22 protein-coding genes and 1 riboswitch are annotated in these 22,359 nt (G+C 51.9%); of the genes, 14 read left to right on the plus strand and 8 right to left on the minus strand.

Annotation, left to right across the window (positions count from 1 at the left end; translation table 11 throughout):
- Positions 1–136: 136 nt before the first annotated feature.
- The 4 genes from zupT to dsbI all read left to right on the plus strand — a co-directional run bounded on the left by zupT (position 137) and on the right by dsbI (position 4,725).
- Positions 137–910: a zinc transporter ZupT gene (gene zupT, locus ACLJXE_RS09750; protein ID WP_410750752.1), complete on the plus strand. Its 774-nt coding sequence runs from the start codon at positions 137–139 to the stop codon at positions 908–910.
- Between the two features lie 634 nt (positions 911–1,544).
- Positions 1,545–3,341 carry an aryl-sulfate sulfotransferase gene (locus tag ACLJXE_RS09755; RefSeq protein WP_410750753.1) on the plus strand — a complete coding sequence of 599 codons (1,797 nt, stop codon included), beginning with the start codon at positions 1,545–1,547 and terminating at the stop codon, positions 3,339–3,341.
- A gap of 23 nt (positions 3,342–3,364) precedes the next feature.
- Positions 3,365–4,033: a thiol:disulfide interchange protein DsbA/DsbL gene (locus tag ACLJXE_RS09760; RefSeq protein WP_410750754.1), complete on the plus strand. Its 669-nt coding sequence runs from the start codon at positions 3,365–3,367 to the stop codon at positions 4,031–4,033.
- A 14-nt stretch (positions 4,034–4,047) separates the two neighbouring features.
- The gene (dsbI, locus tag ACLJXE_RS09765) at positions 4,048–4,725 is read left to right on the plus strand and encodes a protein-disulfide oxidoreductase DsbI (RefSeq protein WP_410750755.1); all 678 of its coding nucleotides are present in this window, start codon (positions 4,048–4,050) and stop codon (positions 4,723–4,725) included.
- An 82-nt stretch (positions 4,726–4,807) separates the two neighbouring features.
- Here the strand turns inward: dsbI and ribB are convergent, their stop codons facing one another.
- Entirely contained in the window at positions 4,808–5,461 is a 654-nt protein-coding gene (ribB, locus tag ACLJXE_RS09770; protein WP_410750756.1) for a 3,4-dihydroxy-2-butanone-4-phosphate synthase, read from the minus strand.
- 106 nt (positions 5,462–5,567) lie between these two features.
- Positions 5,568–5,717: riboswitch (FMN riboswitch) on the minus strand.
- Between the two features lie 132 nt (positions 5,718–5,849).
- Here ribB and ubiK point away from each other — a divergent pair.
- Entirely contained in the window at positions 5,850–6,146 is a 297-nt protein-coding gene (ubiK, locus tag ACLJXE_RS09775; protein WP_202037734.1) for a ubiquinone biosynthesis accessory factor UbiK, read from the plus strand.
- Positions 6,147–6,179: 33 nt separating this feature from the next.
- Here the strand turns inward: ubiK and glgS are convergent, their stop codons facing one another.
- Positions 6,180–6,386 (minus strand): cell surface composition regulator GlgS, encoded by a 207-nt coding sequence (gene glgS / locus ACLJXE_RS09780; protein WP_286629477.1) that lies wholly within the window; start codon positions 6,384–6,386, stop codon positions 6,180–6,182.
- 332 nt (positions 6,387–6,718) lie between these two features.
- Between glgS and ibsE the strand changes: the two genes are divergently transcribed.
- Positions 6,719–6,778 carry a type I toxin-antitoxin system toxin IbsE gene (gene ibsE, locus ACLJXE_RS09785; protein WP_286629726.1) on the plus strand — a complete coding sequence of 20 codons (60 nt, stop codon included), beginning with the start codon at positions 6,719–6,721 and terminating at the stop codon, positions 6,776–6,778.
- A gap of 121 nt (positions 6,779–6,899) precedes the next feature.
- Here ibsE and hldE read toward each other — a convergent pair whose 3' ends face one another.
- The 3 genes from hldE to ACLJXE_RS09800 form a co-directional block, all read right to left on the minus strand.
- Positions 6,900–8,336, minus strand: a complete 1,437-nt coding sequence (hldE, locus tag ACLJXE_RS09790) for a bifunctional D-glycero-beta-D-manno-heptose-7-phosphate kinase/D-glycero-beta-D-manno-heptose 1-phosphate adenylyltransferase HldE (RefSeq protein ID WP_286629476.1) — start codon at positions 8,334–8,336, stop codon at positions 6,900–6,902.
- A gap of 59 nt (positions 8,337–8,395) precedes the next feature.
- The gene (gene glnE, locus ACLJXE_RS09795; RefSeq protein ID WP_410750757.1) at positions 8,396–11,236 is read right to left on the minus strand and encodes a bifunctional [glutamate--ammonia ligase]-adenylyl-L-tyrosine phosphorylase/[glutamate--ammonia-ligase] adenylyltransferase; all 2,841 of its coding nucleotides are present in this window, start codon (positions 11,234–11,236) and stop codon (positions 8,396–8,398) included.
- Between the two features lie 126 nt (positions 11,237–11,362).
- Positions 11,363–12,664 (minus strand): inorganic triphosphatase, encoded by a 1,302-nt coding sequence (locus ACLJXE_RS09800; protein ID WP_410750758.1) that lies wholly within the window; start codon positions 12,662–12,664, stop codon positions 11,363–11,365.
- Between the two features lie 242 nt (positions 12,665–12,906).
- Between ACLJXE_RS09800 and ACLJXE_RS09805 the strand changes: the two genes are divergently transcribed.
- Positions 12,907–13,527: a TIGR04211 family SH3 domain-containing protein gene (locus ACLJXE_RS09805; protein ID WP_410750849.1), complete on the plus strand. Its 621-nt coding sequence runs from the start codon at positions 12,907–12,909 to the stop codon at positions 13,525–13,527.
- A 61-nt stretch (positions 13,528–13,588) separates the two neighbouring features.
- Complete coding sequence (locus tag ACLJXE_RS09810; protein ID WP_410750759.1) at positions 13,589–14,824, plus strand: multifunctional CCA addition/repair protein; 1,236 nt, start codon at positions 13,589–13,591, stop codon at positions 14,822–14,824.
- A 54-nt stretch (positions 14,825–14,878) separates the two neighbouring features.
- On the opposite strand, the gene bacA is transcribed toward ACLJXE_RS09810, so the two are convergent.
- A complete protein-coding gene (bacA, locus tag ACLJXE_RS09815; RefSeq protein ID WP_410750760.1) occupies positions 14,879–15,697 on the minus strand; it encodes an undecaprenyl-diphosphate phosphatase in 819 nt (272 codons plus the stop codon).
- A 90-nt stretch (positions 15,698–15,787) separates the two neighbouring features.
- A complete protein-coding gene (gene folB, locus ACLJXE_RS09820) occupies positions 15,788–16,156 on the minus strand; it encodes a bifunctional dihydroneopterin aldolase/7,8-dihydroneopterin epimerase (protein WP_038633959.1) in 369 nt (122 codons plus the stop codon).
- A gap of 106 nt (positions 16,157–16,262) precedes the next feature.
- On the opposite strand from folB, the gene plsY reads away from it, so the two are divergent.
- The gene (gene plsY, locus ACLJXE_RS09825; RefSeq protein WP_286629471.1) at positions 16,263–16,880 is read left to right on the plus strand and encodes a glycerol-3-phosphate 1-O-acyltransferase PlsY; all 618 of its coding nucleotides are present in this window, start codon (positions 16,263–16,265) and stop codon (positions 16,878–16,880) included.
- 31 nt (positions 16,881–16,911) lie between these two features.
- On the opposite strand, the gene ttdR is transcribed toward plsY, so the two are convergent.
- Complete coding sequence (gene ttdR, locus ACLJXE_RS09830; RefSeq protein WP_286629470.1) at positions 16,912–17,853, minus strand: L-tartrate utilization transcriptional activator TtdR; 942 nt, start codon at positions 17,851–17,853, stop codon at positions 16,912–16,914.
- Positions 17,854–18,063: 210 nt separating this feature from the next.
- On the opposite strand from ttdR, the gene ttdA reads away from it, so the two are divergent.
- The 5 genes from ttdA to ACLJXE_RS09855 all read left to right on the plus strand — a co-directional run bounded on the left by ttdA (position 18,064) and on the right by ACLJXE_RS09855 (position 22,350).
- Positions 18,064–18,975, plus strand: coding sequence for a L(+)-tartrate dehydratase subunit alpha (gene ttdA / locus ACLJXE_RS09835; RefSeq protein WP_410750850.1), 912 nt, complete (start codon positions 18,064–18,066; stop codon positions 18,973–18,975).
- Complete coding sequence (gene ttdB, locus ACLJXE_RS09840; RefSeq protein WP_137382541.1) at positions 18,972–19,577, plus strand: L(+)-tartrate dehydratase subunit beta; 606 nt, start codon at positions 18,972–18,974, stop codon at positions 19,575–19,577. Before ttdA ends, ttdB begins: the two co-directional genes overlap by 4 nt.
- Positions 19,578–19,626: 49 nt before the next feature.
- Positions 19,627–21,090: an anion permease gene (locus ACLJXE_RS09845; RefSeq protein WP_410750761.1), complete on the plus strand. Its 1,464-nt coding sequence runs from the start codon at positions 19,627–19,629 to the stop codon at positions 21,088–21,090.
- 122 nt (positions 21,091–21,212) lie between these two features.
- On the plus strand, positions 21,213–22,037 hold the full coding sequence (locus ACLJXE_RS09850; RefSeq protein ID WP_410750851.1) for an urease accessory protein UreD: 825 nt from the start codon (positions 21,213–21,215) through the stop codon (positions 22,035–22,037).
- 10 nt (positions 22,038–22,047) lie between these two features.
- A complete protein-coding gene (locus ACLJXE_RS09855) occupies positions 22,048–22,350 on the plus strand; it encodes an urease subunit gamma (RefSeq protein ID WP_137382538.1) in 303 nt (100 codons plus the stop codon).
- Positions 22,351–22,359: the final 9 nt, after the last annotated feature.

A 22,359-nucleotide genomic window follows, 5' to 3' on the forward strand; every position in this document is an offset into this window, starting at 1 on the left:
TACTGAGGGAGTCATTTTGATATCACCACAATACGCTTATTTGGCTGATGAAGAACTCAGATAACCATGATGAAGATCATCAGTTATTTTGAAGATCTGGTCCGAGAAGTAGATTGATAAGGAGTTTTATTTGTCGATGTCAGTACCTTTACTTCTGACTTTACTGGCAGGCGCCGCCACATTTATCGGCGCATTTCTCGGCGTGTTAGGGCAAAAGCCCTCCAACCGCGTTCTCGCCTTTTCTTTAGGCTTCGCCGCCGGAATTATGTTACTGATCTCCCTGATGGAGATGCTCCCTGCCGCGCTGGCTGCTGAAGGCATGTCGCCAGTGCTGGGCTACGGAATGTTTATCGTTGGCTTGCTGGGCTATTTTGGTCTGGATCGTCTATTGCCGCACGCGCACCCTCAGGATCTGGTACAGAAAACAAAGCAGCCGCTTCCCGGCTCCATTAAACGTACCGCGATTTTATTAACGCTCGGCATCAGCCTGCACAACTTCCCGGAAGGGATTGCGACGTTTGTTACCGCCAGCAGCAACCTCGAACTGGGCTTTGGTATTGCTCTTGCCGTCGCATTACACAATATTCCTGAAGGACTAGCCGTTGCGGGACCGGTCTATGCGGCAACGGGGTCCAAACGTACGGCGATATTCTGGGCCGGAATCTCGGGCATGGCAGAAATTCTGGGTGGTGTATTGGCGTGGTTAATTCTGGGAAGTCTCATCTCGCCGGTCGTGATGGCGGCAATAATGGCGGCTGTCGCGGGTATTATGGTGGCGCTGTCCGTCGACGAGCTAATGCCGCTGGCAAAAGAGATCGACCCGAATAATAATCCCAGCTATGGGGTACTTTGTGGTATGTCGGTGATGGGGTTAAGCCTCGTCATCCTCCAGTCCATGGGAATTGGTTAATTCAAAGGGCGGATGCCCCCTGCTAATTAACAGCATCCGCTCATCCATAGCAGAAAGTGAAAGACTATTTCTGTTCCTTAATCACGCTGCTATCTTCGCCAGAGCGACGAAATAGTTTATTTCGCGCCTCGAGTAAGGCATCTCTGTCTTGCCGGAATGCCCGACAATAACGCTTCATATGGCAATAATAACCCACAGCAACCAGTGCAATTAATACCATCCAATACCAGGCAATAAACATTCTTTCACCCTTAAAATTTAACATCATTAAACATTTAACGTTAAAATTTCACATAATCTTATTTCAACCTACCACTATAGTGGCACAATTCAGAAACAAACATATGATTTCGATCATATAAATCAATAGCTAACGCCAATTGCAAAACGTGTATTAGAAATAAAACAATGTCGAAAGGATCACACTACAGAATAATAATTATTGTTCTGGAAATACCCCCAACCTACTATCAAAAAGAAATAAAAACACCAATCATTGATAACTTATATATTCCAAACCAATAAATACATTTATTTATAACAAGCACTCGAAAGATATCATTTAATTATTGCTTCAGGAAATATATTTCATTCACATAAATTATATTTATAAGTAATATAAGGAGATATATCCATGCTTAAACAATACCGTAAAACACTCCTCGTTGGCGCTATCGCCCTGACATGCGGGTTAACCGCCGTAAATTCTTTTGCAGCGGGTTTTCAACCTGCCCAACCCGCAGGAAAGTTAGGAGCAATAATTGTTGACCCTTATGGAAATGCGCCACTTACCGCCCTGATTGAATTAGACAGCCACGTTATTTCAGATGTTAAAGTCACCGTCCACGGTAAAGGTGAGAGAGGGGTTCCCGTAACTTATACCGTTGGCAAAGAATCGTTAGCAACCTATGACGGCGTGCCTATTTTTGGTCTTTATCAAAAATTCGCTAATAAGGTTACTGTTGAATATAACGAAAATGGCAAAGCCATAAAAGAAGATTACGTGGTGCAGACATCCGCCATCGTTAATCACTATATGGATAATCGTTCTATTTCCGATTTACAGCAAACAAACGTTGTTAAGGTCGCGCCTGGCTTTGAAGACCGCCTGTATATGGTAAATACCCACACCTTTACTTCTCAGGGTTCAGATCTTCACTGGCACGGTGAAAAAGACAAAAATGCCGGCATTCTTGATGCAGGTCCGGCCGGAGGCGCGCTCCCCTTTGACATCGCTCCGTTTACTTTCGTTGTCGACACGGAAGGCGAGTACCGTTGGTGGTTGGATCAAGAGACGTTCTATGACGGTCATGATGTTGATATCAATAAACGTGGTTACCTGATGGGGATTCGCGAAACGCCACGCGGAACGTTTACCGCAGTACAGGGGCAACACTGGTATGAATTCGATATGCTGGGACAGGTACTGGAAAATCATAAACTGCCACGCGGATTCCTTGATGCTACGCATGAGTCTATCGAAACAGTTAAAGGCACAGTATTACTGCGTGTAGGTAAGCGTAATTACCGTAAAGAAGATGGCATGCATGTACATACTATTCGTGACCAAATCCTCGAAGTTGATAAATCGGGTCGGGTTGTTGACGTCTGGGACCTGACAAAAATTCTCGACCCGCTGCGGGATGCCCTGTTGGGTGCATTAGACGCCGGTGCGGTGTGCGTTAATGTCGACCTCGCGCACGCAGGCCAGCAGGCAAAACTGGAGCCCGATACACCATACGGCGACGCCCTCGGCGTGGGCGCTGGCCGTAACTGGGCTCACGTCAACTCTATCGCCTATGATGCCAAAGACGACTCCATTATTCTCTCTTCCCGCCATCAGGGCGTCGTTAAAATCGGTCGTGATAAGCAAGTGAAGTGGATTCTGGCACCGTCTAAAGGCTGGAATAAGGCGCTGGCAAGTAAGCTGTTAAAACCGGTTGATGGTAAAGGCAACGCGTTAAAATGTAACGAAAACGGCAAGTGCGAAAATACCGATTTCGATTTTACCTACACCCAACACACCGCCTGGCTTTCCAGCAAGGGGACATTAACTGTCTTTGACAATGGAGATGGTCGTGGGCTCGAACAACCAGCATTGCCAACGATGAAATACTCCCGTTTCGTCGAATATAAAATTGACGAGAAAAAAGGCACCGTCCAGCAAATCTGGGAATACGGCAAAGAACGCGGCTACGATTTTTATAGTCCTATCACTTCAGTAATCGAATATCAAAAAGATCGCGATACCATGTTTGGATTTGGCGGTTCAATTAATTTATTCGACGTTGGACAGCCAACCATCGGCAAAATCAACGAAATTGACTACAAAACAAAAGAAGTCAAAGTTGAAATTAATGTCCTGTCCGATAAGCCAAACCAAACTCACTACCGTGCATTGCTGGTTCACCCACAGCACATGTTTAAATAATCACGTCAGATTAAGGATTAATTATGTCATCTAAATGGATCACTTCATTATTTAAATGCATGGTATTAACCGCTGCACTTGCCTCATCATTTGCTGCATCGGCGTTTACCGAAGGCACTGACTATATAGTGCTGGAAAAACCGATTCCCAACGCGGATAAGACGTTGATTAAAGTATTCAGCTACGCCTGCCCGTTCTGCTACAAATACGACAAAGCGGTAACAGGACCCGTTTCAGACAAAGTCGCCGATGTCGTCACTTTCACACCATTTCATCTGGAAACAAAAGGGGAGTATGGCAAACAGGCCAGTGAAGTCTTTGCCGTAATGATTGCCAGGGACCAGACGGCAGGTATTTCATTGTTTGATGCCAAATCACAGTTCAAAAAAGCCAAGTTCGCTTATTACGCAGCCTATCACGACAAGAAAGAGCGTTGGTCAGACGGTAAAGATCCCGCCGCATTCATCAAAACGGGTCTGGATGCAGCAGGAATAAGTCAGGCGGATTTTGACGCCGCGCTGCAAGACCCCGCCGTTCAGCAAACGCTGGAGAAATGGAAAGCGGCGTATGATGTCGCCAAAATTCAGGGCGTCCCGGCCTATGTCGTCAATGGTAAATACCTGATCTATACCAAAAGTATCAAATCCATTGATTCCATGGCTGAGCTTATCAGAGAGCTGGCAGCAAAATAAACAGGGACCCGGCTATGGCTTTCATAAAAAGATTGTGGCGAGACTTACGTACTACGCCAGTTGATACTCTGGTGAGATGGCAGGAACGACGCTTTCTGTGGTTGCTGATGGCTTGTGCAATGGGGGGATTGATTATCCTGGCGCACTCGTTCTTTCAAATCTATCTCTACATGGCCCCCTGCGAGCAATGTGTCTACATTCGCTTTGCCATGTTCGTGATGGTTTTTGGCGGGCTTATTGCAGCGGTAAACCCTAAAAACGTGGTGTTGAAGCTGACTGGCTGCGTCATGGCCTTTTACGGCAGCCTCTCGGGTATTAAGTTCTCGATAAAACTTAATGACATTCATCATGCGGTACACAACCCAGACCCGGATTCACTCTTTGGCGTGCAGGGATGTTCAACTGACCCAACCTTCCCGTTCAATTTGCCGCTGGCAGACTGGGCTCCGGAATGGTTTAAGCCTACCGGAGACTGCGGGTATGACGCCCCGATTGTTCCTGATGGCGTGGTGCTCAGCAACATGCAGAAGTGGTTTGTCGATCTGTATCAACAGTCTGAAGGCTGGTATCTGCTGCCACCGTGGCAGTTCATGAATATGGCACAAGCCTGCTTGCTCGCCTTTGGTTTGTGTTTAATGCTGCTGCTGGTGATGAGCGGTGCCTGGGCTTCAAAACTGGCCAGAACCGAATAATCGGAGTAAAAAACAAAAACCGAAGCCAGAAAACTGACTTCGGTTTTTTTATCCCTACCACGGTTATCGCGGTAGTCAGCAATTAGCTGGCTTTACGCTCATGCGCCTGACGGTAAGCCACCAGGTCTTCAATAGTAACCACCGCCATATTATACTTACCGGCAAATTCGATGCACTCCGGCGCACGCGCCATGGTGCCATCATCATTAGTCAATTCGCACAGTACACCAGCCGGTTTAAAACCAGCCAGCGTCACCAGATCGATGGTCGCTTCGGTGTGACCACCGCGAGTTAACACACCACCAGCCTGAGCACGCAGCGGGAATACGTGACCCGGACGGTTCAGATCGGAAGGTTTAGCGCCATCTTTAATCGCCGCGCGAACTGTAGTGACACGGTCTGCTGCGGAAACACCGGTAGTCACACCTTCTGCAGCTTCAATGGTCACGGTAAAACCCGTACCGTAAGCGCTGGTGTTATTTTCCACCATCATAGGCAGATCGAGCTGTTTGCGTCGGTCTTCAGTGATGCACAGGCAAACAATACCGCTACCGTGACGGATGGTCAGCGCCATCTGTTCAACCGTCATGGTTTCTGCCGGGAAAATCATATCACCTTCGTTTTCACGGTCTTCATCGTCAAGCACCATCACACCGCGTCCTTCACGCAGCGCAGCAAGCGCATGTTCAACACGTTCGAAAGGTGAACCAAAAGAGGAAAGTAGCGTCTGATTCATGGTAAAAAAACCTCACTAAAATTATGGTTACCAGAATCAGGGCAGTCTTAGGAGTGCCGTCAAAGCGGCAAAAAAATAACGTGAGCGGGTCCATGCCCGACTGGATCGTTACTCTCTCCCATCCGGACTCTAACCGTCGGCCCCGGAATTACACCGGATCTGCTGACCTTTTTGCCGTAACAAAAAGCGCTCGCGGGCTTTCAACATTCGTTGATTTACCGCCGGTGGGGAATTTCGCCCCGCCCTGAGAATAAGCGGGTTAACTATAACGCTATTGATTACCTTCATCAACGCCTTTACTCGACTTAGCTTCACACAATTCTGGTTTATGCCTGGGGCAGTTCGCACTACAATAGGCAGCAACACGTACCAGTTCAGGGAAACCATAATGATTGACCCGAAAAAAATTGAGCAGATTGCTCGTCAGGTTCACGAGTCGATGCCGAAAGGGATCCGGGAGTTTGGCGAAGACGTCGAGAAGAAAATTCGCCAAACGCTGCAGTCGCAGCTGACGCGTCTGGATCTGGTAAGCCGCGAAGAGTTTGACGTACAAACCCAGGTTTTACTGCGTACCCGTGAAAAACTGGCGCTGCTTGAGCAACGTCTGACTGAGCTTGAAGCGCGTGAGAAAACGGCTGAAGTGAAGCCTGCGCCCGCAATCCCGCCAGTTGATCCACAAGTATAAAAACGACAACGGGCCGCAAGGCCCGTTAATGTGTTAGTGTTCCAGTTCTAATTTTTTCGCCTCTGTTGCCTGCTGGCAGTAAAGTACATAGCGTTTGCAAAACCAGCTGCGATGTTCCTCATCCATATTTCCAGTTACAGCCTGAATATCAACGGGTCGGCCCTCAGCCTGCATTCTGGCAAAACTCCGGGCCAGGAAATCGAAATTGTTCAGTGAATACATATTGCTGTTCATGAGCATACCCTCCAGTTATTGAATATCTGTTAAGGCCATATGCTTTTTCTGATTTCAGTATTTCTCTATACGCGAAGCTGTTCTGTACATTATGTGCGCAAAATAAGGGCCCTGCTTCACACTTTTCCACGAAATTTGAGGGAATAAGCGTTGAACCAGTAATGAAGTTCAACGACTGGATTACGTTCACGGACAGTTCTACGTTCAGCCTTCCAGGAAAAGCTCTTTTTGCGTAGCCGATCCAGCAATAGAAAATCGAGATGAGAAAGCCCTTGTGCCTGCATGGACACTCACCAACAATCGCCTTGTCAGCAAGGGGCTTTAATAAGGAAAGGGTTATGATGAAGCTCGTCATCATACTGGTTGTGCTGTTACTGATAAGTTTCCCCACTTACTAACAGTCAATCAGAGGGGGGAGAAATCCCCTCTCACCCTTATTCTTTTACTTTAGGTCGAAAAAACAGCAGCGTCAACATCGAGATGCGCACCGAAACGAAATGTTCGATGCCTCTCCAACATTCACGATTTATCGCTGTCTTTCTGGATCTTTTTGATGATATTGGTCGTTGAGCAGCCGTCTTCGAAGTTCAGCACCAGCACTTCACCGCCGTTCGCCCATACCTCTTCGCTGCCCGCAATCTGCTCCGGCTTATAGTCACCACCTTTTACCAGCAGATCCGGCAGAACACCGGCAATCAGACGCTGCGGAGTATCCTCTTCAAAAGAGACGACCCAGTCGACGGACTCCAGCGCACCCAGCACGATCATGCGCTGTTCAAGCGGATTAACCGGGCGAGTTTCGCCTTTCAGACGTTTGGTGGACGCATCGCTGTTAACCGCGACGATCAGACGGTCACCCAGCTTGCGCGCATTTGCCAGATAGGAGACATGGCCCGCATGCAGGATGTCAAAGACACCGTTGGTCATCACCACTTTCTCACCACGTTTACGGGCGCTGGCGACAGCCTGCTTCAGCTCATCTTCACTCATCACGCCGAAGCCGGTATCAGCCCGACCGCGCACGGCGTTTTCCAGCTCAATAGGCGAAACGGTGGACGTCCCCAGCTTACCGACCACGACACCCGCAGCCGCGTTAGCAAAATAGCACGCCTCTTCCAGCGAATTACCCGCGGCAAGCGTCGCTGCCAGCACGCCGATAACCGTATCGCCCGCACCGGTCACGTCATACACTTCCTGCGCTTGCGTCGGCATGTGCAATGGCGCTTTGCCCGGTTGCAGCAGCGTCATTCCCTGTTCGGAGCGCGTGATTAACAATGCAGAAAGCCCGAAATCAGCAATCACCTTCATGCCGCGTTCAACCAGTTCATCTTCGCTCTTGCACTTACCCGCGACCGCTTCGAATTCGGACAAATTCGGCGTCAACAGTGTCGCGCCGCGGTAACGTTCAAAATCGGTCCCTTTCGGATCGATAAGTACCGGAACCCCAGCTTTACGAGCCAGTGCAATCATCTGCTGAACGCTTGCCAGCGCACCTTTGGCGTAGTCCGACAGCACCAGCGCACCGATAGAGCCCAGTGCCTGATTGATACGCTCATGCAGTGGCTGCGGATCCACACCTTCAAAGCCTTCCTCGAAGTCCAGGCGAATCAACTGCTGGTTGCGGGAAAGCACGCGCAGCTTGGTTATCGTCGGATGCGTCGGCACGGAAACGAAGTCACATTTTACGTTTACATCCGCCAGTGTTTTACTGAGTGCACGCGCCGCATCGTCAATGCCAGTCAGCCCCACCAGACGCGAATTCGCTCCCAGGGAGGCAATGTTCATCGCCACGTTTGCTGCGCCACCGGGACGTTCTTCAATGGTATCCACTTTTACCACCGGGACCGGCGCTTCTGGGGAGATACGGCTGGTAGGGCCGTACCAGTAGCGATCCAGCATCACATCACCGACAACCATGACTCCTGCACGTTCAAACTCTGGCAGCGTTACTTTCATTCCTGTCTCCTGAGAGATTCTCTGAGGGTCTTAAAATTTGCGCGCGATAATAGCATACTTCACTCGGCAACCAGCCACTTCTGCCAGCTGTCACGCACCAGCGTACGTTCAGCACTGAAGCACTCCGGCGCGACATGGCCCGGAAGTTCCTGCAGGGCAAGATGGTGAAGTTCATCGCGCAGCGTTGTGTAAGCGCGGGTAAGCGCCAGCGCTTCCTGTTCATCCATAATGTCGTTTTGCGCCAGTAATTCCAGAATGCGCACGTTATCCGACCAGCGCGTCAGCCTGGGTTTTTCATGGGCATAGCGCAGCACCAGGTATTGCGTAATAAACTCAATGTCGGTGATACCACCTTCATCTGCTTTGATATCAAAACGATCGCGATGTTTATTGCCTAAATGGCTGCGCATTTTCTCACGCATTTCACGCACGTCTGTCTGCAACGTTTTTCCATCACGGGCGAGCGTCATGATATCGCGCCGCACCCTATCAAACTGAGAGGTTAGTTGCGGGTCGCCGTACACCACACGAGCCCGCACCAGCGCCTGATGCTCCCACGTCCAGGCTTCGTTACGTTGGTAGTCAGCGAAAGCTTCTGTTGAGGTCACCAGCATTCCCGCCGCACCGGACGGACGCAGCCGTGCATCCACTTCATACAAAATACCAGATGAGGTGCGGGTACTGAAAAGATGCATAATGCGCTGCGACAGGCGCAGATAGAACTGCCGCCCGTCAATCTCACGTTCGCCGTCCGTCATCACATCCATCGGGCAATCATGCAGGAAGATCAAGTCGAGATCGGAGCTATAACCCAGCTCCCAACCGCCCAGTTTGCCGTAGCCAACAACGGCAAAACCACGGCCTTCACGATCGCCAAGATGCGTTGGTTGCCCGTAGCGGGCGACCATTTGCGTCCACGCCTGCTGAACTACGGCATCAATAATGGCTTCCGCCAGCCAGGTTAAGTGATCGCTTACCTTCATGACGGGCAGCGTCCCGGCGATATCAGCCGCCGCAATACGCAGCAACTGCGTTTGCTTAAACTGACGCAGGGCTTCCAGTTGCTGCTCTTCATCATCTTCCGGTACCCGCAGCAAATACTGACGTAGCTCATCGCGATAGGCGTCAGTCGCCGTGGGTTGGTACAACGTGTTAGGATCCAGCAGTTCATCGAGCAACAGCGGATAGCGTGCCAGTTGGCTGGCCACCATGGGTGAAGCAGCGCACAGCGAAATCAGGTGTTTAAGCGCCCCTGGGAATTCGCTCAGCAGTTCCAGATAAGTCGTGCGAGTGACAATACCCACCAGCAGCGGAGTAATACGCGACAGCGGCACGGAAGCATCATCGCGGGAACAGACATCGCTCAGCAGATGCGGCATCAAATGATCCAGCACCTGACGCCCCCGCGGGCCTATCGTGCGCTTATCCAGCTCTTTGCGGAAATCGGCGATCAGCGTCAGCACACGGCGGCGATCATCATCCGCCAGATGCATCAGCACTGGCGTAGTATCATCTTCCTGCAACGCATCCTGCCACAGCTCGCGCCACTGTTCCGACAGCGACTCTTCCTGGGTTTCGCTGTCGTCATCGCCAATCAACTCATTAAACACCCGACGCACATTACTCATATGTGCCGCCAGCACATCGGTCAGTTGCTGCCAGTCATTGACACGCATCCCCCACGCCAGTCTTGCCCGGTTCAGCTCATCGCCCGGCAGCGTTTGGGTCTGTTCGTCATTGATACTCTGCAGCAGATTTTCCAGGCGGCGTAAATAGAGATAGGCCGTCCGCAGTTGTTCCGTATCGGTATCAGACAGCAAATGCAGCGCATTGATGGCGCTTAGTGTCGGTAAAAGCGAACGGGATTGCAGAGAAGGCTCACGCCCGCCGCGGATCAGTTGGAATACCTGAACGATAAATTCAATTTCACGAATACCGCCCGCACCTAGCTTAATGTTGTCCTTCAGACCGCGACGGCGAACTTCACGGGCAATCATTCCTTTCATGTTACGCAAGGACTGGATCACACTGAAATCGATGTAGCGACGGAAGACAAACGGTCGTAGCATGGCGCGAAGCTCGCTGACATAAGTACCGTCGACATCGCCCATAATACGTGCTTTTACCATTGCATAGCGTTCCCAGTCGCGCCCTTGCTCCTGGTAATAATCCTCCAGCGCGGAGAAGCTCAGCACCAACGGACCGCTGTCGCCAAACGGACGTAAGCGCATGTCTACCCGATAAACAAACCCATCCATTGTTGGCTGATCCAACACCTTGATGAGCCGCTGCCCCATACGGGTAAAGAACTGCGCGTTATCCAGCTCACGCCGCCCGCCCTGCGTCGAGCCATGTTCCGGCCACGCGAAAATCAGATCGATATCGGAAGAAAAATTCAGCTCGCCGCCACCGAGTTTCCCCATCCCTAAAATCAGCAGCGGTTGTGGGGTGCCATCCTGATTACAGGGCGTTCCCCACTCACGGCAACAGGCGTCATACAGCCAATCACGTGCGGCAATGATCAGCGTCTCCGCCAGGTGACTTAGCTGTTGCAAAATACTCTCTTCAGCCACCAGCGACAGCGTCTGCGCCCAGGCAATGCGCACCATAATGCGACGGCGGAACAGGCGAAGTTCACGCATCAACGTCGCTTCATCACTGACGTCGTTCAACGCTTGCTGTAACCAGGTGACATAGTGTTGCCATTCATCAGCCAGTGGCGCGGCACTTTCCAGTTCCACCAGCCACTCAGGATGGGCAATCACACTGTCGCGAACAAAATCACTGAATGTAAGCACTGACTTCGCTTGCACACTAAGTGAAGACTCAGATATTGCTGCTGGCAGCCGCTCAACAACGGTCGGCCAGTACTGCTGTAACGGTGAAGAGAGCTGCTTCATCTACGGGTTATCCTTTGAATAGTGCCGGATGGCGGCGTTTCGCTTTACCCGGCCTACATGACACCTACACCCATCGCGTAGGCCTGATAAGCGCAGCGCCATCAGGCATCCTGGCCTCGGTCCTGATTATCGTTTACCGCTGTGTAGCCAGAATGGTTCCTGAGAGATCGCTTCGTTACGGAAGTGTTCAATTTCAATATGTTGGCGGGTTTCGATGGCATGACGCAGCCCCTGCCAGTTGGCAATCCATTCCGATGCGACATTCTCATCGTAGTATCCAGCCAGCATCAGAATGCTATCAATATTTCGCGTCAGACGAGGGAGTTGATCAGTGTACTGATCGCCCAGCGGTTGAGCAAAAGCCGTTTTCAGTTCAGCGGCATGACGTGAAAGATGGGTGTCAGAAAAACGCTTAAAGGAGTCGGTAATTTTTCCCTGCGCCTTCGCATCCAGGAACGTTTGCCACCCTTTGGTTACCAGCCATTCGGTAAGTGCCAGTTTAGCCATAGCCGTTTGCGTACTATAAACTGCCGAAACGGCAGAAACATCCGCAGCAATTGTCGCTTCCGACTGCGTCAGCAAATCACGTAAGTGAGCGCTCGCTTTACGCGGAACATTACCACCAAAGAGCATCAGGACGTGGCGAACCAACCCTATTGCAGCCAACACGCCGGCTTTCGCCCCTTTAACACCACGTACCCACAACTCTTCGTGATACTGCCATTGCGACAATGCCAGTTCCAGCGCCGCTTCCAGTCCTTGCTCAATGCTCGCTTTCGCAGGGACTTTCAGAATGCCCGTCTGTTTGATTTCACGCGGCGCGTTCCCCTGTGCCAGATGATAACCACGAGCCGCCTTGCTCAGACTGCCCAGGCGTAAACCGGTTTGTGACACCAGCTGACTTGCCAGCTTCAGTACCGCACGGGTATCGCCGCTCAACAACTCAAGTTCAAGCTCGCAGATGGGTTCTGCACACTCGCTGGCCTTCACTTCCCCCAGATCGAGAGCGATTTCAATCCGGCTGCCGTCGACATCAACCAACCATTTCTCGCGGTAAAAATCGGTGCTGAACAACGGTTGCACCTGAGAGGCAAGATCGGCTGGCTGTTCACCATTGGGCCAAACCTCAGCAGGAAACTGGGTGAGATCCAGTTCCGGCGCGCTCAAGGCGACATTATATTCTGGTCGTTGATGCAGACCGCCCGTTACCCGTCCGGCAATTTTCATGGTCATTTCATAACGACCGTTCTCACCGCGAATACGCAGCCCCATATCATGGCCTCGCAACCAGGCATCCGGGGTTTCGTAGTAAATATTCAGCAACTGGCTGGGGGCGTGATGCTCTCCCCCCAATGTATTCAGACGTTCACGTAGCGCATCTACAGCATCACTATTGACGATAAACTTTAATTCGATTTCCTGGGCCATGTTCTTGTACTTATGGGTTATGTCACAGTTGAGTAAACAGACTGCGAACTAAGTGCATTCTTGATTGTCAGTAGATAGTATTTTGCGCCAAATTGCCATGCAACGAGCAATTTGACGGGCGTAAAAGTTTCGAGTGGTGGCAAAAAGGACACAGATGATTCCGATTGATGTCGAATGCTTTGCGTAGAGACACTGATGCCACTACTATCGTTCCACTTTTCTATGACAATAACGACAGCCTGATGCCAAAATTACGCCTGATTGGATTAACTTTACTCGCACTTAGCGCCACTGCAGTCTCTCATGCCGAAGAGAAGCGCTATGTCTCTGATGAACTGAATACCTGGGTCCGCAGCGGTCCGGGAGATAATTATCGCCTCGTGGGCACGGTTAACGCCGGCGAGGAAGTAACGCTTTTACAGACTGACGCCAACACCAACTACGCCCAGGTGAAAGACAGCACTGGACGTACCGCGTGGATCCCACTTAAAGAGCTGAACAGTACGCCAAGCCTGCGTACCCGTGTACCCGACCTGGAAAACCAGGTTAAGACACTGACCGATAAGCTCAATAATATCGATACCACCTGGAATCAACGCACCGCCGATATGCAGCAAAAAGTATCGCAAAGCGACAGCGTGATCGACGGGTTGAAGGAAGAAAACCAGAAGCTGAAGAACGAGCTTATTGTGGCGCAAAAGAAAGTCAGCGCCGCTAACCTGCAGCTTGATGACAAGCAACGTACTATCATCATGCAATGGTTCATGTATGGCGGCGGCGTGCTGGGACTCGGTCTGCTGCTCGGCCTGGTTCTTCCGCATATGCTCCCAAGCCGTAAACGCAAAGATCGCTGGATGAACTGAATCGCCTTCTCCGCCACACTGACATATGATTAAGGGATAATTTTTTCAAAAGGAATGTGGCGTGAAGATTTATCTGGTCGGTGGTGCTGTTCGGGATGCGTTATTAGGGCTACCGATTAAAGATAAAGATTGGGTCGTTGTCGGCGCCACGCCGCAGGAGATGCTTGACGCGGGCTATCAGCAGGTCGGTCGCGATTTCCCCGTGTTTCTCCACCCTCGCACCCGGGAAGAGTATGCGCTGGCGCGCACCGAACGAAAATCGGGCTCAGGTTACACTGGATTCACCTGTTATGCCGCGCCGGACGTTTCGCTGGAAGCCGATCTACAGCGCCGGGATCTGACGATCAACGCGTTGGCCCGTGACGACGACGGAGAGATTATCGATCCGTATAACGGTCGTGGCGATCTGGAAAATCGTTTGTTGCGTCATGTATCCCCTGCTTTTAGTGAAGATCCGCTGCGCGTCCTGCGCGTGGCGCGTTTTGCTGCCCGCTATGCACACCTTGGCTTTCGTGTTGCTGATGAAACCATGATGCTGATGCGCAACATGGCCGCCGCTGGAGAGCTGGAACACCTGACGCCAGAACGCGTGTGGAAAGAGACAGAAAGCGCCTTAACCACCCGTAATCCGCAGGTATTTTTCCAGGTCCTGCGCGATTGCGATGCCCTGTGCGTGCTGTTCCCGGAAGTAGATGCCCTGTTTGGCGTTCCAGCCCCCGCACAATGGCATCCGGAAATCGACACCGGCATTCACACGCTGATGACGCTGTCGATGGCGGCCATGTTAAGCCCGGAGGTCGACGTGCGTTTCGCCACGCTGTGCCACGATCTCGGTAAGGCATTGACACCCAAAACACTCTGGCCGCGCCACCATGGTCACGGCCCGGCAGGCGTTAAGCTGGTAGAACAACTGTGCCAACGCATGCGCGTGCCTAATGACATCCGCGACTTAGCCAAACTGGTAGCCGAATTTCACGATCTGATTCATACCTTCCCGATTCTGCAGCCCAAAACCATCGTGAAGCTGTTTGATTCCATTGACGCCTGGCGTAAACCACAACGTGTGGAACAAATCGCCCTGACCAGCGAGGCCGACGTACGTGGTCGAACGGGTTTCGAAGCAGCAGATTATCCGCAGGGCAGATTGCTGCGCGAAGCCTGGCTGGTTGCACAAGCGGTACCCACAAAAGAGGTTGTCGAGGCTGGTTTTAAAGGATCGGCAATTCGCGAGGAACTGACCCGACGTCGCATTGCAGCAGTGGCCAGTTGGAAGGAGCAGCGTTGCCCGAAAGTGTAGACAATGCGTTGCCGGATAAGGCGGAACGCCGCCATCCGGCACCACAGTAAGTAATCAGAAGAACACGACGTAAACCGCGGCAGCAACAATAAAGCGGTAAATCGCAAAGGGAATAAACGAGATCCGTTTAATCAATTGCAGGAAAGTTTTGATCGCCACCAGCGCCACAACAAATGCCGTCACGAAGCCGACAGCAAACATCGGAATATCTGATGCGGTCAGGAACGACCAGCTTTTGTAGAGATCCAGCGCCGTCGCGCCCATCATCATCGGTACCGCCAGCAGGAATGAGAATTCAGATGCCGCATAGCGGCTCACCCCCATCAGCATACCGCCGGAAATGGTCGCCCCGGAGCGGGAAAAACCCGGCCACAACGCCAGACACTGGAAGCAGCCAATCATAAACGCCTGGCGGTAAGTCATATCATCCAGACCCGGCGCACGCGGCTCTTTTGGTTTCAGGCATTCTGCGGCAATCAGCAGCACGCCCCCCACCACCAGCGCATACATCACGTTGACCGGGTTAAACAGTGATTTGATGGTATCGTGAAAAATCAATCCCAGTACCACCGCCGGGATCATCCCTAACAGGATATGCCCCAGCGTCAGCCGTCCCTTCCCGGTTCCTTCATGCGGGGTCTTACCAAAGTGAATGCCAATTAAACCAAACAGACGTCGCCAGAACATCACCACGACCGCCAGAATGGAACCCAGTTGGATCACGACTTCAAACGTTTTTGCGGTATCGCCCTCAAAACCTAACAGGTGGCCAACAATTATCATATGGCCGGTACTGGAAACGGGTAGGAACTCCGTCAGCCCTTCGACCACACCCAAAATTGCCGCTACCAGCAGCGAGTGCATATCACTCATCAATAAACCCCTAACGAAAGAGAAAAAGCACGGCAAAAAAGAGCCGACGTCAGGACTCTTTTATACCTGTTTGGTTTAGATATTATTAAGTTAATTATTTTCTTTCAGATTATTGCCACGCTCGATGATAACGCCGACGTTTGCCGCCCGGGCTACCGCCCCAGGCTTGCTGAGCTTGATACGTACCCACGGGGAATTAAAGCGGCTAAGCAGGAGATCTGCCACCTCTTCCGCCACACGTTCTACCAGAGCAAAACGCCCACCTTCCACATGATTAACAACGGTTTGAGCAATATCAGCATAGCTCAGGCAATCAGCGACATCATCACTTTTGGCAGATTTACGGTTATCCCATGCCATTTCGATATCGAACACCAGTTTTTGTTCGATAGTTTGTTCCCAGTCATAAACACCGATAGTGGTGATTACTGAAAGTTGCTCTATAAATACAATATCCATCACGACCTGCCTGCTTTTTGGCTAACCCGGATACCACTTCCGGCGAAATATGCGTATTATCCACAGAAGTAGCGTTTTACACGACATTTTCAAAACGGAACAGCTTATGAGTGCAATCGCGCCTGGAATGATCATCTTCGCGTACCTCTGCGGCTCAATTTCCAGTGCCATTCTGGTATGCCGCCTCGCTGGATTGCCGGACCCGCGTGCAAGCGGCTCTGGGAATCCGGGCGCGACAAACGTGCTGCGAATTGGAGGCAAAGGCGCCGCCGTCGCCGTGCTGATTTTCGACGTCCTGAAAGGTATGTTACCCGTCTGGGGGGCATACGCGCTAGGCGTCAGTCCCTTCTGGTTGGGATTGATCGCTATCGCAGCCTGCCTGGGGCATATTTGGCCGATATTTTTCGGTTTTAAAGGTGGAAAAGGCGTAGCCACCGCCTTTGGCGCGATTGCGCCGATTGGCTGGGATCTTACTGGCGTAATGGCCGGTACCTGGCTGCTAACCGTCCTGCTGAGCGGCTATTCATCATTAGGCGCTATCGTCAGCGCGCTGATTGCGCCGTTCTACGTCTGGTGGTTCAACCCTCAGTTCACCTTCCCGGTCTCCATGCTGTCATGCTTAATTCTGCTGCGTCACCATGACAACATCCAGCGTCTGTGGCGTCGTCAGGAGACAAAAATCTGGACCAAGCTAAAGAAAAAGCGCGAAAAAGACCCTGAGTGATTTTCTTGCCGGATGGCGACGTTAGCGCGTCTTATCCGGCTTGTGGAATCTGATACCCCTCAACAGGCTTCCCCAATCTGTGCTGACACCACGTTGCCAGAAACTCCACGCACACACGTAACTTAACGCTGCGATACAGCGGCTCCTTATAAACCGCCCAAATGTTGGCGCTCTGCGCGTAGTCTGGCAGTACGCGAACCAGCTCGCCGCTGCGCAGAAACGGCTGCACATCCCATTCGGAGCGTAACATAATCCCCTTTCCTTGCAGCGCCCACTGCAGCACTATCTCACCGCTGTTGGACGAGAGGTGCCCTGCTACCTTAACCGTTTTTTTCTCCTGACCATTGTCGAGCTCCCATACCCCGTGGGTCATATCGCGCTCTTTCGTTACCAGGCAATCGTGATGGCTTAATTCCTGTAACGTCATCGGCAGGCCATATTTTTGTAAATATATCGGTGCGGCACACAATATTCTTTTGTTTTTCGTTAACAAATGCGCAATATAATAATCAGGAATGTCATCATTAATCCGAATATCCAGATCGATATTATCCTGAGCTAAATCAATTTGCCGATCGTAAAGCTCAAAATGCACCTGTAATTCAGGATAGCTGTGCATCAATTCAGTAATAGCAGGAGCAATATAACTCCGCCCAAACCCAAAGCTACAGCCGATACGAATCATCCCTTCCGGACGCGTTTTGATTTGTGTGACATCATCCACCAGATGCTGATAACGGGCAAGGATCTCCAGCGCATGTTCATAACAACGTTGCCCGCTTTCCGTTAATACCACGCCGCGTGCAGAGCGGCTAAGCAGTGTCGTGCTCAGCGTAGATTCGAGGATCTGAATGCGTTTTGTCACAAACGCAGGCGTTTGTCCAAGCGTCGCGGCGGCTGCGCTAAAGCTGCCACTATGAACAATCTCAACCAGCACCTGCAGGTCTTTCGCCAGGGGATAAGTGTTCAGCATGTTCAGTATATCCGTGATGTTGTTAACCGCAGTGTAATTCTCTGATACGAATTAAACCCTGCCCTTGCGCAATTTTTATTGCCTTATCTGGACATCATTCACGAACTGTTAATTGGATATTCACAGTGGCAAATAATATAAAGCCACATTTTTAGTGGTAGTTTGTGCCGGAGAATTTATTTCCAGATAAATAAAAGAACTGGAGTTAGCATAATGAGCGAACAAAATAACCAAAATGCGATAAACACGCTGACTAACATTGTCGCGAATTTTACCGCCATGATTTCTACCCGCATGCCCGATGACGTCGTAGATAAATTAAAACAGCTACGCGAAGGTGAAACGTCACCAATGGGTAAAATCATTTACCACACCATGTTTGACAACATGCAGAAGGCTATCGACCTGAATCGCCCGGCCTGTCAGGACACCGGCGAAATCATGTTCTTTGTCAAGGTCGGCTCCCGCTTTCCGCTGCTGGGCGAACTGCAAAGCATTTTGAAACAAGCCGTTGAAGACGCGACCGTCAAAGCGCCGCTACGTCATAACGCGGTCGAGATTTTTGACGAAGTGAATACCGGTAAAAATACCGGCACCGGTGTGCCATGGGTCACCTGGGATATCATCCCTGACGGCGACGATGCAGAAATCGAAGTCTACATGGCGGGCGGTGGCTGTACGCTACCGGGACGTTCCAAAGTGTTAATGCCTTCTGAAGGCTACGAAGGCGTAGTGAAATTTGTCTTCGAAAATATCTCAACGCTGGCGGTCAACGCCTGCCCGCCGGTACTGGTCGGTGTCGGTATTGCTACCTCGGTAGAAACCGCGGCCGTGCTGTCACGAAAAGCGGTACTGCGTCCTATCGGGTCACGTCACCCGAACCCGAAAGCGGCTGAACTGGAACTGCGCCTGGAAGAGGGGCTTAACCGTCTGGGCATTGGCCCGCAAGGGTTGACCGGGAATAGCTCCGTAATGGGCGTACATATCGAATCTGCCGCACGCCATCCCTCCACTATCGGCGTCGCCGTCTCTACAGGCTGCTGGGCGCACCGTCGCGGCACGCTGCTGGTTCATGCTGACCTCTCCTTCGAAAATCTGTCTCACACCCGGAGCGCGTTATGAAAAAGATCCTGACAACCCCGATCAAAGCCGAAGATCTGGAAGACATCCGCGTTGGCGATGTGATTTACCTGACCGGTACGCTGGTGACTTGTCGCGACGTGTGCCACCGCCGCCTGATCGAACTTAAGCGCCCGATACCGTATGACCTGAGCGGCAAAGCCATTTTCCACGCAGGTCCAATCGTACGTAAGAACGGTGAAAAATGGGAGATGGTTTCCGTTGGCCCAACCACCAGCATGCGTATGGAAGCCTTTGAGAAAGAGTTCATTGAGCAAACAGGTGTGAAACTGGTGGTCGGTAAAGGCGGTATGGGGCCGTTGACGGAAGAAGGCTGCAAACAATTCAAAGCGCTGCACGTGATCTTCCCGGCAGGCTGTGCAGTCGTCGCGGCAACCCAGGTTGAAGAGATCGAAGAAGTGCACTGGACGGAGTTGGGTATGCCGGAATCTCTGTGGGTATGCCGGGTAAAAGAGTTCGGCCCGCTGATTGTCTCCATCGACACCCACGGCAATAACCTGATCGCTGAAAACAAAAAGTTGTTCGCTGAACGCCGGGATCCGATCGTGGAAGAAATCTGCGAGCACGTGCACTACATCAAATAACCCACCCGGAGGGGCGCTGTGCTCCTCCCCCTTTCGCAGGGATACAACAATGGCACCTTTAGCTGGTTGGTGGCGATACCTGGCTCCGCTGGTGGTTATCGCCATTATTGCTGTTCTGCCCGTTCCCACCGGTCTTGAGAGCCACACCTGGCTCTATTTTGCCGTCTTTACCGGCGTGATTGTAGGGCTCATTCTGGAACCTGTTCCGGGTGCGGTCGTCGCGATGATAGGTATTTCGATTATCGCTGTACTGTCGCCGTGGATCCTGTTTAGCCCTGAACAACTCGCGCAGGACGGTTTTAAATTTACCGCCAAATCGCTGTCATGGGCGGTATCGGGTTTTTCTAACTCGGTTATCTGGCTGATCTTCGCTGCTTTTATGTTTGGCACCGGCTATGAGAAAACCGGACTTGGTCGACGTATCGCGCTGATGTTGGTGAAAAAGATGGGGCACCGTACGTTGTTTCTCGGCTACGCGGTGATGTTCTCTGAACTGATCCTTGCTCCTGTCACGCCCTCCAACTCTGCGCGTGGCGCCGGGATTATCTACCCGATCATCCGCAACCTGCCGCCGCTGTATAACTCACAGCCCAATGATCCCAGCGTCCGCTCCATCGGCTCTTACATTATGTGGATGGGGATTGTCGCTGATTGCGTTACCAGCGCTATTTTCTTAACGGCGATGGCACCAAACCTGCTGCTAATCGGTCTGATGAAAGGTGCATCTCACACGGCGCTAAGCTGGGGAGACTGGTTCTTTGGGATGCTGCCGCTGAGTATTTCGCTGGTGTTGATCGTGCCCTGGCTGGCATACGTGTTGTACCCGCCGGTACTGAAATCCGGCGATCAGGTACCACGCTGGGCAGACACCGAGCTAAAAGCAATGGGACCGCTGTGCGCGCGTGAGAAAAAGATGCTGGTGCTGATGGTTGGCGCGCTGGTGCTGTGGATCTTCGGCGGTGACTATATCGATGCCGCGATGGTCGGTTACAGCGTGGTGGCACTAATGCTGGTGCTGCGCATCATCAGTTGGGATGACATCGTCAGTAATAAAGCCGCGTGGAACGTCTTTTTCTGGCTGGCCTCACTGATAACGCTCGCCACTGGACTCAATAACACCGGCTTTATCACCTGGTTTGGCAAGCTGCTGGCAAACGGGCTAAGCGGTTACTCGCCAATGATGGTGATGGTGGCACTGATCGTGGTGTTTTATCTGCTGCGCTACTTCTTTGCCAGCGCCACGGCATACACCTCGGCACTGGCGCCGATGATGATTGCCGCCGCTCTGGCGATGCCCGCTATCCCACTGCCAGTCTTCTGCCTGATGGTGGGTGCGGCGATTGGTCTGGGCAGCATTCTGACCCCCTATGCAACCGGCCCAAGCCCTATCTACTACGGTAGCGGCTATTTGCCAACGGTAGATTACTGGCGATTAGGTGCCATTTTTGGCCTGATCTTCCTCGTGCTGCTGGTGATAACCGGCCTGGTCTGGATGCCCCTCGTTTTACTGTAAACCCCACTGGGGCGGCGTATTGCCGCCCCTTTTTCCATAAGCTTCTCATATGACCCTTTTCCCACTGTGCTGAGGCATACTTTTTTGTATACAAATACCCTCATGCCGATAAGGGAAACGCTCTGGATACCGTTGCGCACGAGACACATACACGGGGCTGGCAGGCCGAACTGGATTTGCAGTTTACCCGCACCACACACAAAACGGTGCTTGCCTCGTCGCGTCATCACGGTCCGTTAACAGTCCAGCGCCCGTTTTACCCGGAAAACGACGTCTGTCATCTCTATTTACTTCATCCTCCCGGCGGCATTGTCGGCGGTGACGAGTTGCATATTTCCGTTTCACTCAACGAACACAGCCATGCCTTAATAACAATGCCCGGTGCGGGCAAGTTCTATCGTAGCCGTGGACCGCAGGCGCAGCTACGCCAGCATTTTACCCTCGCCCCACACGCCACACTGGAGTGGCTACCGCAGGACACGATCCTCTTTCCCGGCGCCAATGCCACTCTCCAGTCAGTCTTTCACCTGACACAGGAAAGTCATCTGTTTGCCTGGGATCTCTTGTGTCTCGGACGACCGGTACTGCAGGAAACGTTCAGTCACGGCACGCTGCAGAACCGTCTGGAAGTATGGCGGGACGGACAACCGCTCCTGGTAGAACGCCTGAAGTTGCAAGGTGGAGACTTGAGCAGCATTGCCCGGCATCCCTGGGTCGGCACACTGCTGTGCTACCCGGCGAACGAAAATATGCTGGAAGGTGTACGCGAACGGCTTACACCACTGGGAAATTACGCCGGAGCCACGCTTAACGACGCGTTGCTTACGCTACGTTTTCTGGCAGATGACAACCTGGTCGTTCAGCGCGTGATGCGCGATATCTGGCAATTCCTACGCCCACTGCTTATGCAGAAATCTCCCGTACTCCCGCGAATCTGGCAAACCTAAGAGAGCCATTATGGAACTGACCCCCCGAGAAAAAGACAAGCTGTTGTTGTTTACCGCTGCGTTGGTGGCGGAGCGGCGCCTGGCCCGCGGGCTAAAGCTGAACTACCCGGAATCAGTGGCGTTGATTAGCGCTTTTATTATGGAAGGTGCGCGCGATGGCAAAACTGTTGCCTCACTGATGGAAGACGGTCGCCACGTTCTCACCCGCGATCAAGTGATGGAAGGCGTTCCGGAGATGATCCCGGATATTCAGGTAGAAGCCACGTTTCCGGACGGTTCTAAGCTGGTCACCGTCCATACCCCGATCGTTTAAGGAGCAGCA

The organism is Citrobacter sp. U14242, assembly GCF_046555775.1.
Lineage (GTDB): Bacteria > Pseudomonadota > Gammaproteobacteria > Enterobacterales > Enterobacteriaceae > Citrobacter.

Coding starts and splice junctions, on each gene's coding strand:
- zupT (WP_410750752.1), top strand. CDS start 137: ATGTCAGTACCTTTACTTCTGACTTTACTGGCAGGCGCCGCCACATTT.
- ACLJXE_RS09755 (WP_410750753.1), top strand. CDS start 1,545: ATGCTTAAACAATACCGTAAAACACTCCTCGTTGGCGCTATCGCCCTG.
- ACLJXE_RS09760 (WP_410750754.1), top strand. CDS start 3,365: ATGTCATCTAAATGGATCACTTCATTATTTAAATGCATGGTATTAACC.
- dsbI (WP_410750755.1), top strand. CDS start 4,048: ATGGCTTTCATAAAAAGATTGTGGCGAGACTTACGTACTACGCCAGTT.
- ribB (WP_410750756.1), bottom strand. CDS start 5,461: ATGAATCAGACGCTACTTTCCTCTTTTGGTTCACCTTTCGAACGTGTT.
- ubiK (WP_202037734.1), top strand. CDS start 5,850: ATGATTGACCCGAAAAAAATTGAGCAGATTGCTCGTCAGGTTCACGAG.
- glgS (WP_286629477.1), bottom strand. CDS start 6,386: ATGCTCATGAACAGCAATATGTATTCACTGAACAATTTCGATTTCCTG.
- hldE (WP_286629476.1), bottom strand. CDS start 8,336: ATGAAAGTAACGCTGCCAGAGTTTGAACGTGCAGGAGTCATGGTTGTC.
- glnE (WP_410750757.1), bottom strand. CDS start 11,236: ATGAAGCAGCTCTCTTCACCGTTACAGCAGTACTGGCCGACCGTTGTT.
- ACLJXE_RS09800 (WP_410750758.1), bottom strand. CDS start 12,664: ATGGCCCAGGAAATCGAATTAAAGTTTATCGTCAATAGTGATGCTGTA.
- ACLJXE_RS09805 (WP_410750849.1), top strand. CDS start 12,907: ATGCCAAAATTACGCCTGATTGGATTAACTTTACTCGCACTTAGCGCC.
- bacA (WP_410750760.1), bottom strand. CDS start 15,697: ATGAGTGATATGCACTCGCTGCTGGTAGCGGCAATTTTGGGTGTGGTC.
- folB (WP_038633959.1), bottom strand. CDS start 16,156: ATGGATATTGTATTTATAGAGCAACTTTCAGTAATCACCACTATCGGT.
- plsY (WP_286629471.1), top strand. CDS start 16,263: ATGAGTGCAATCGCGCCTGGAATGATCATCTTCGCGTACCTCTGCGGC.
- ttdR (WP_286629470.1), bottom strand. CDS start 17,853: ATGCTGAACACTTATCCCCTGGCGAAAGACCTGCAGGTGCTGGTTGAG.
- ttdB (WP_137382541.1), top strand. CDS start 18,972: ATGAAAAAGATCCTGACAACCCCGATCAAAGCCGAAGATCTGGAAGAC.
- ACLJXE_RS09845 (WP_410750761.1), top strand. CDS start 19,627: ATGGCACCTTTAGCTGGTTGGTGGCGATACCTGGCTCCGCTGGTGGTT.
- ACLJXE_RS09855 (WP_137382538.1), top strand. CDS start 22,048: ATGGAACTGACCCCCCGAGAAAAAGACAAGCTGTTGTTGTTTACCGCT.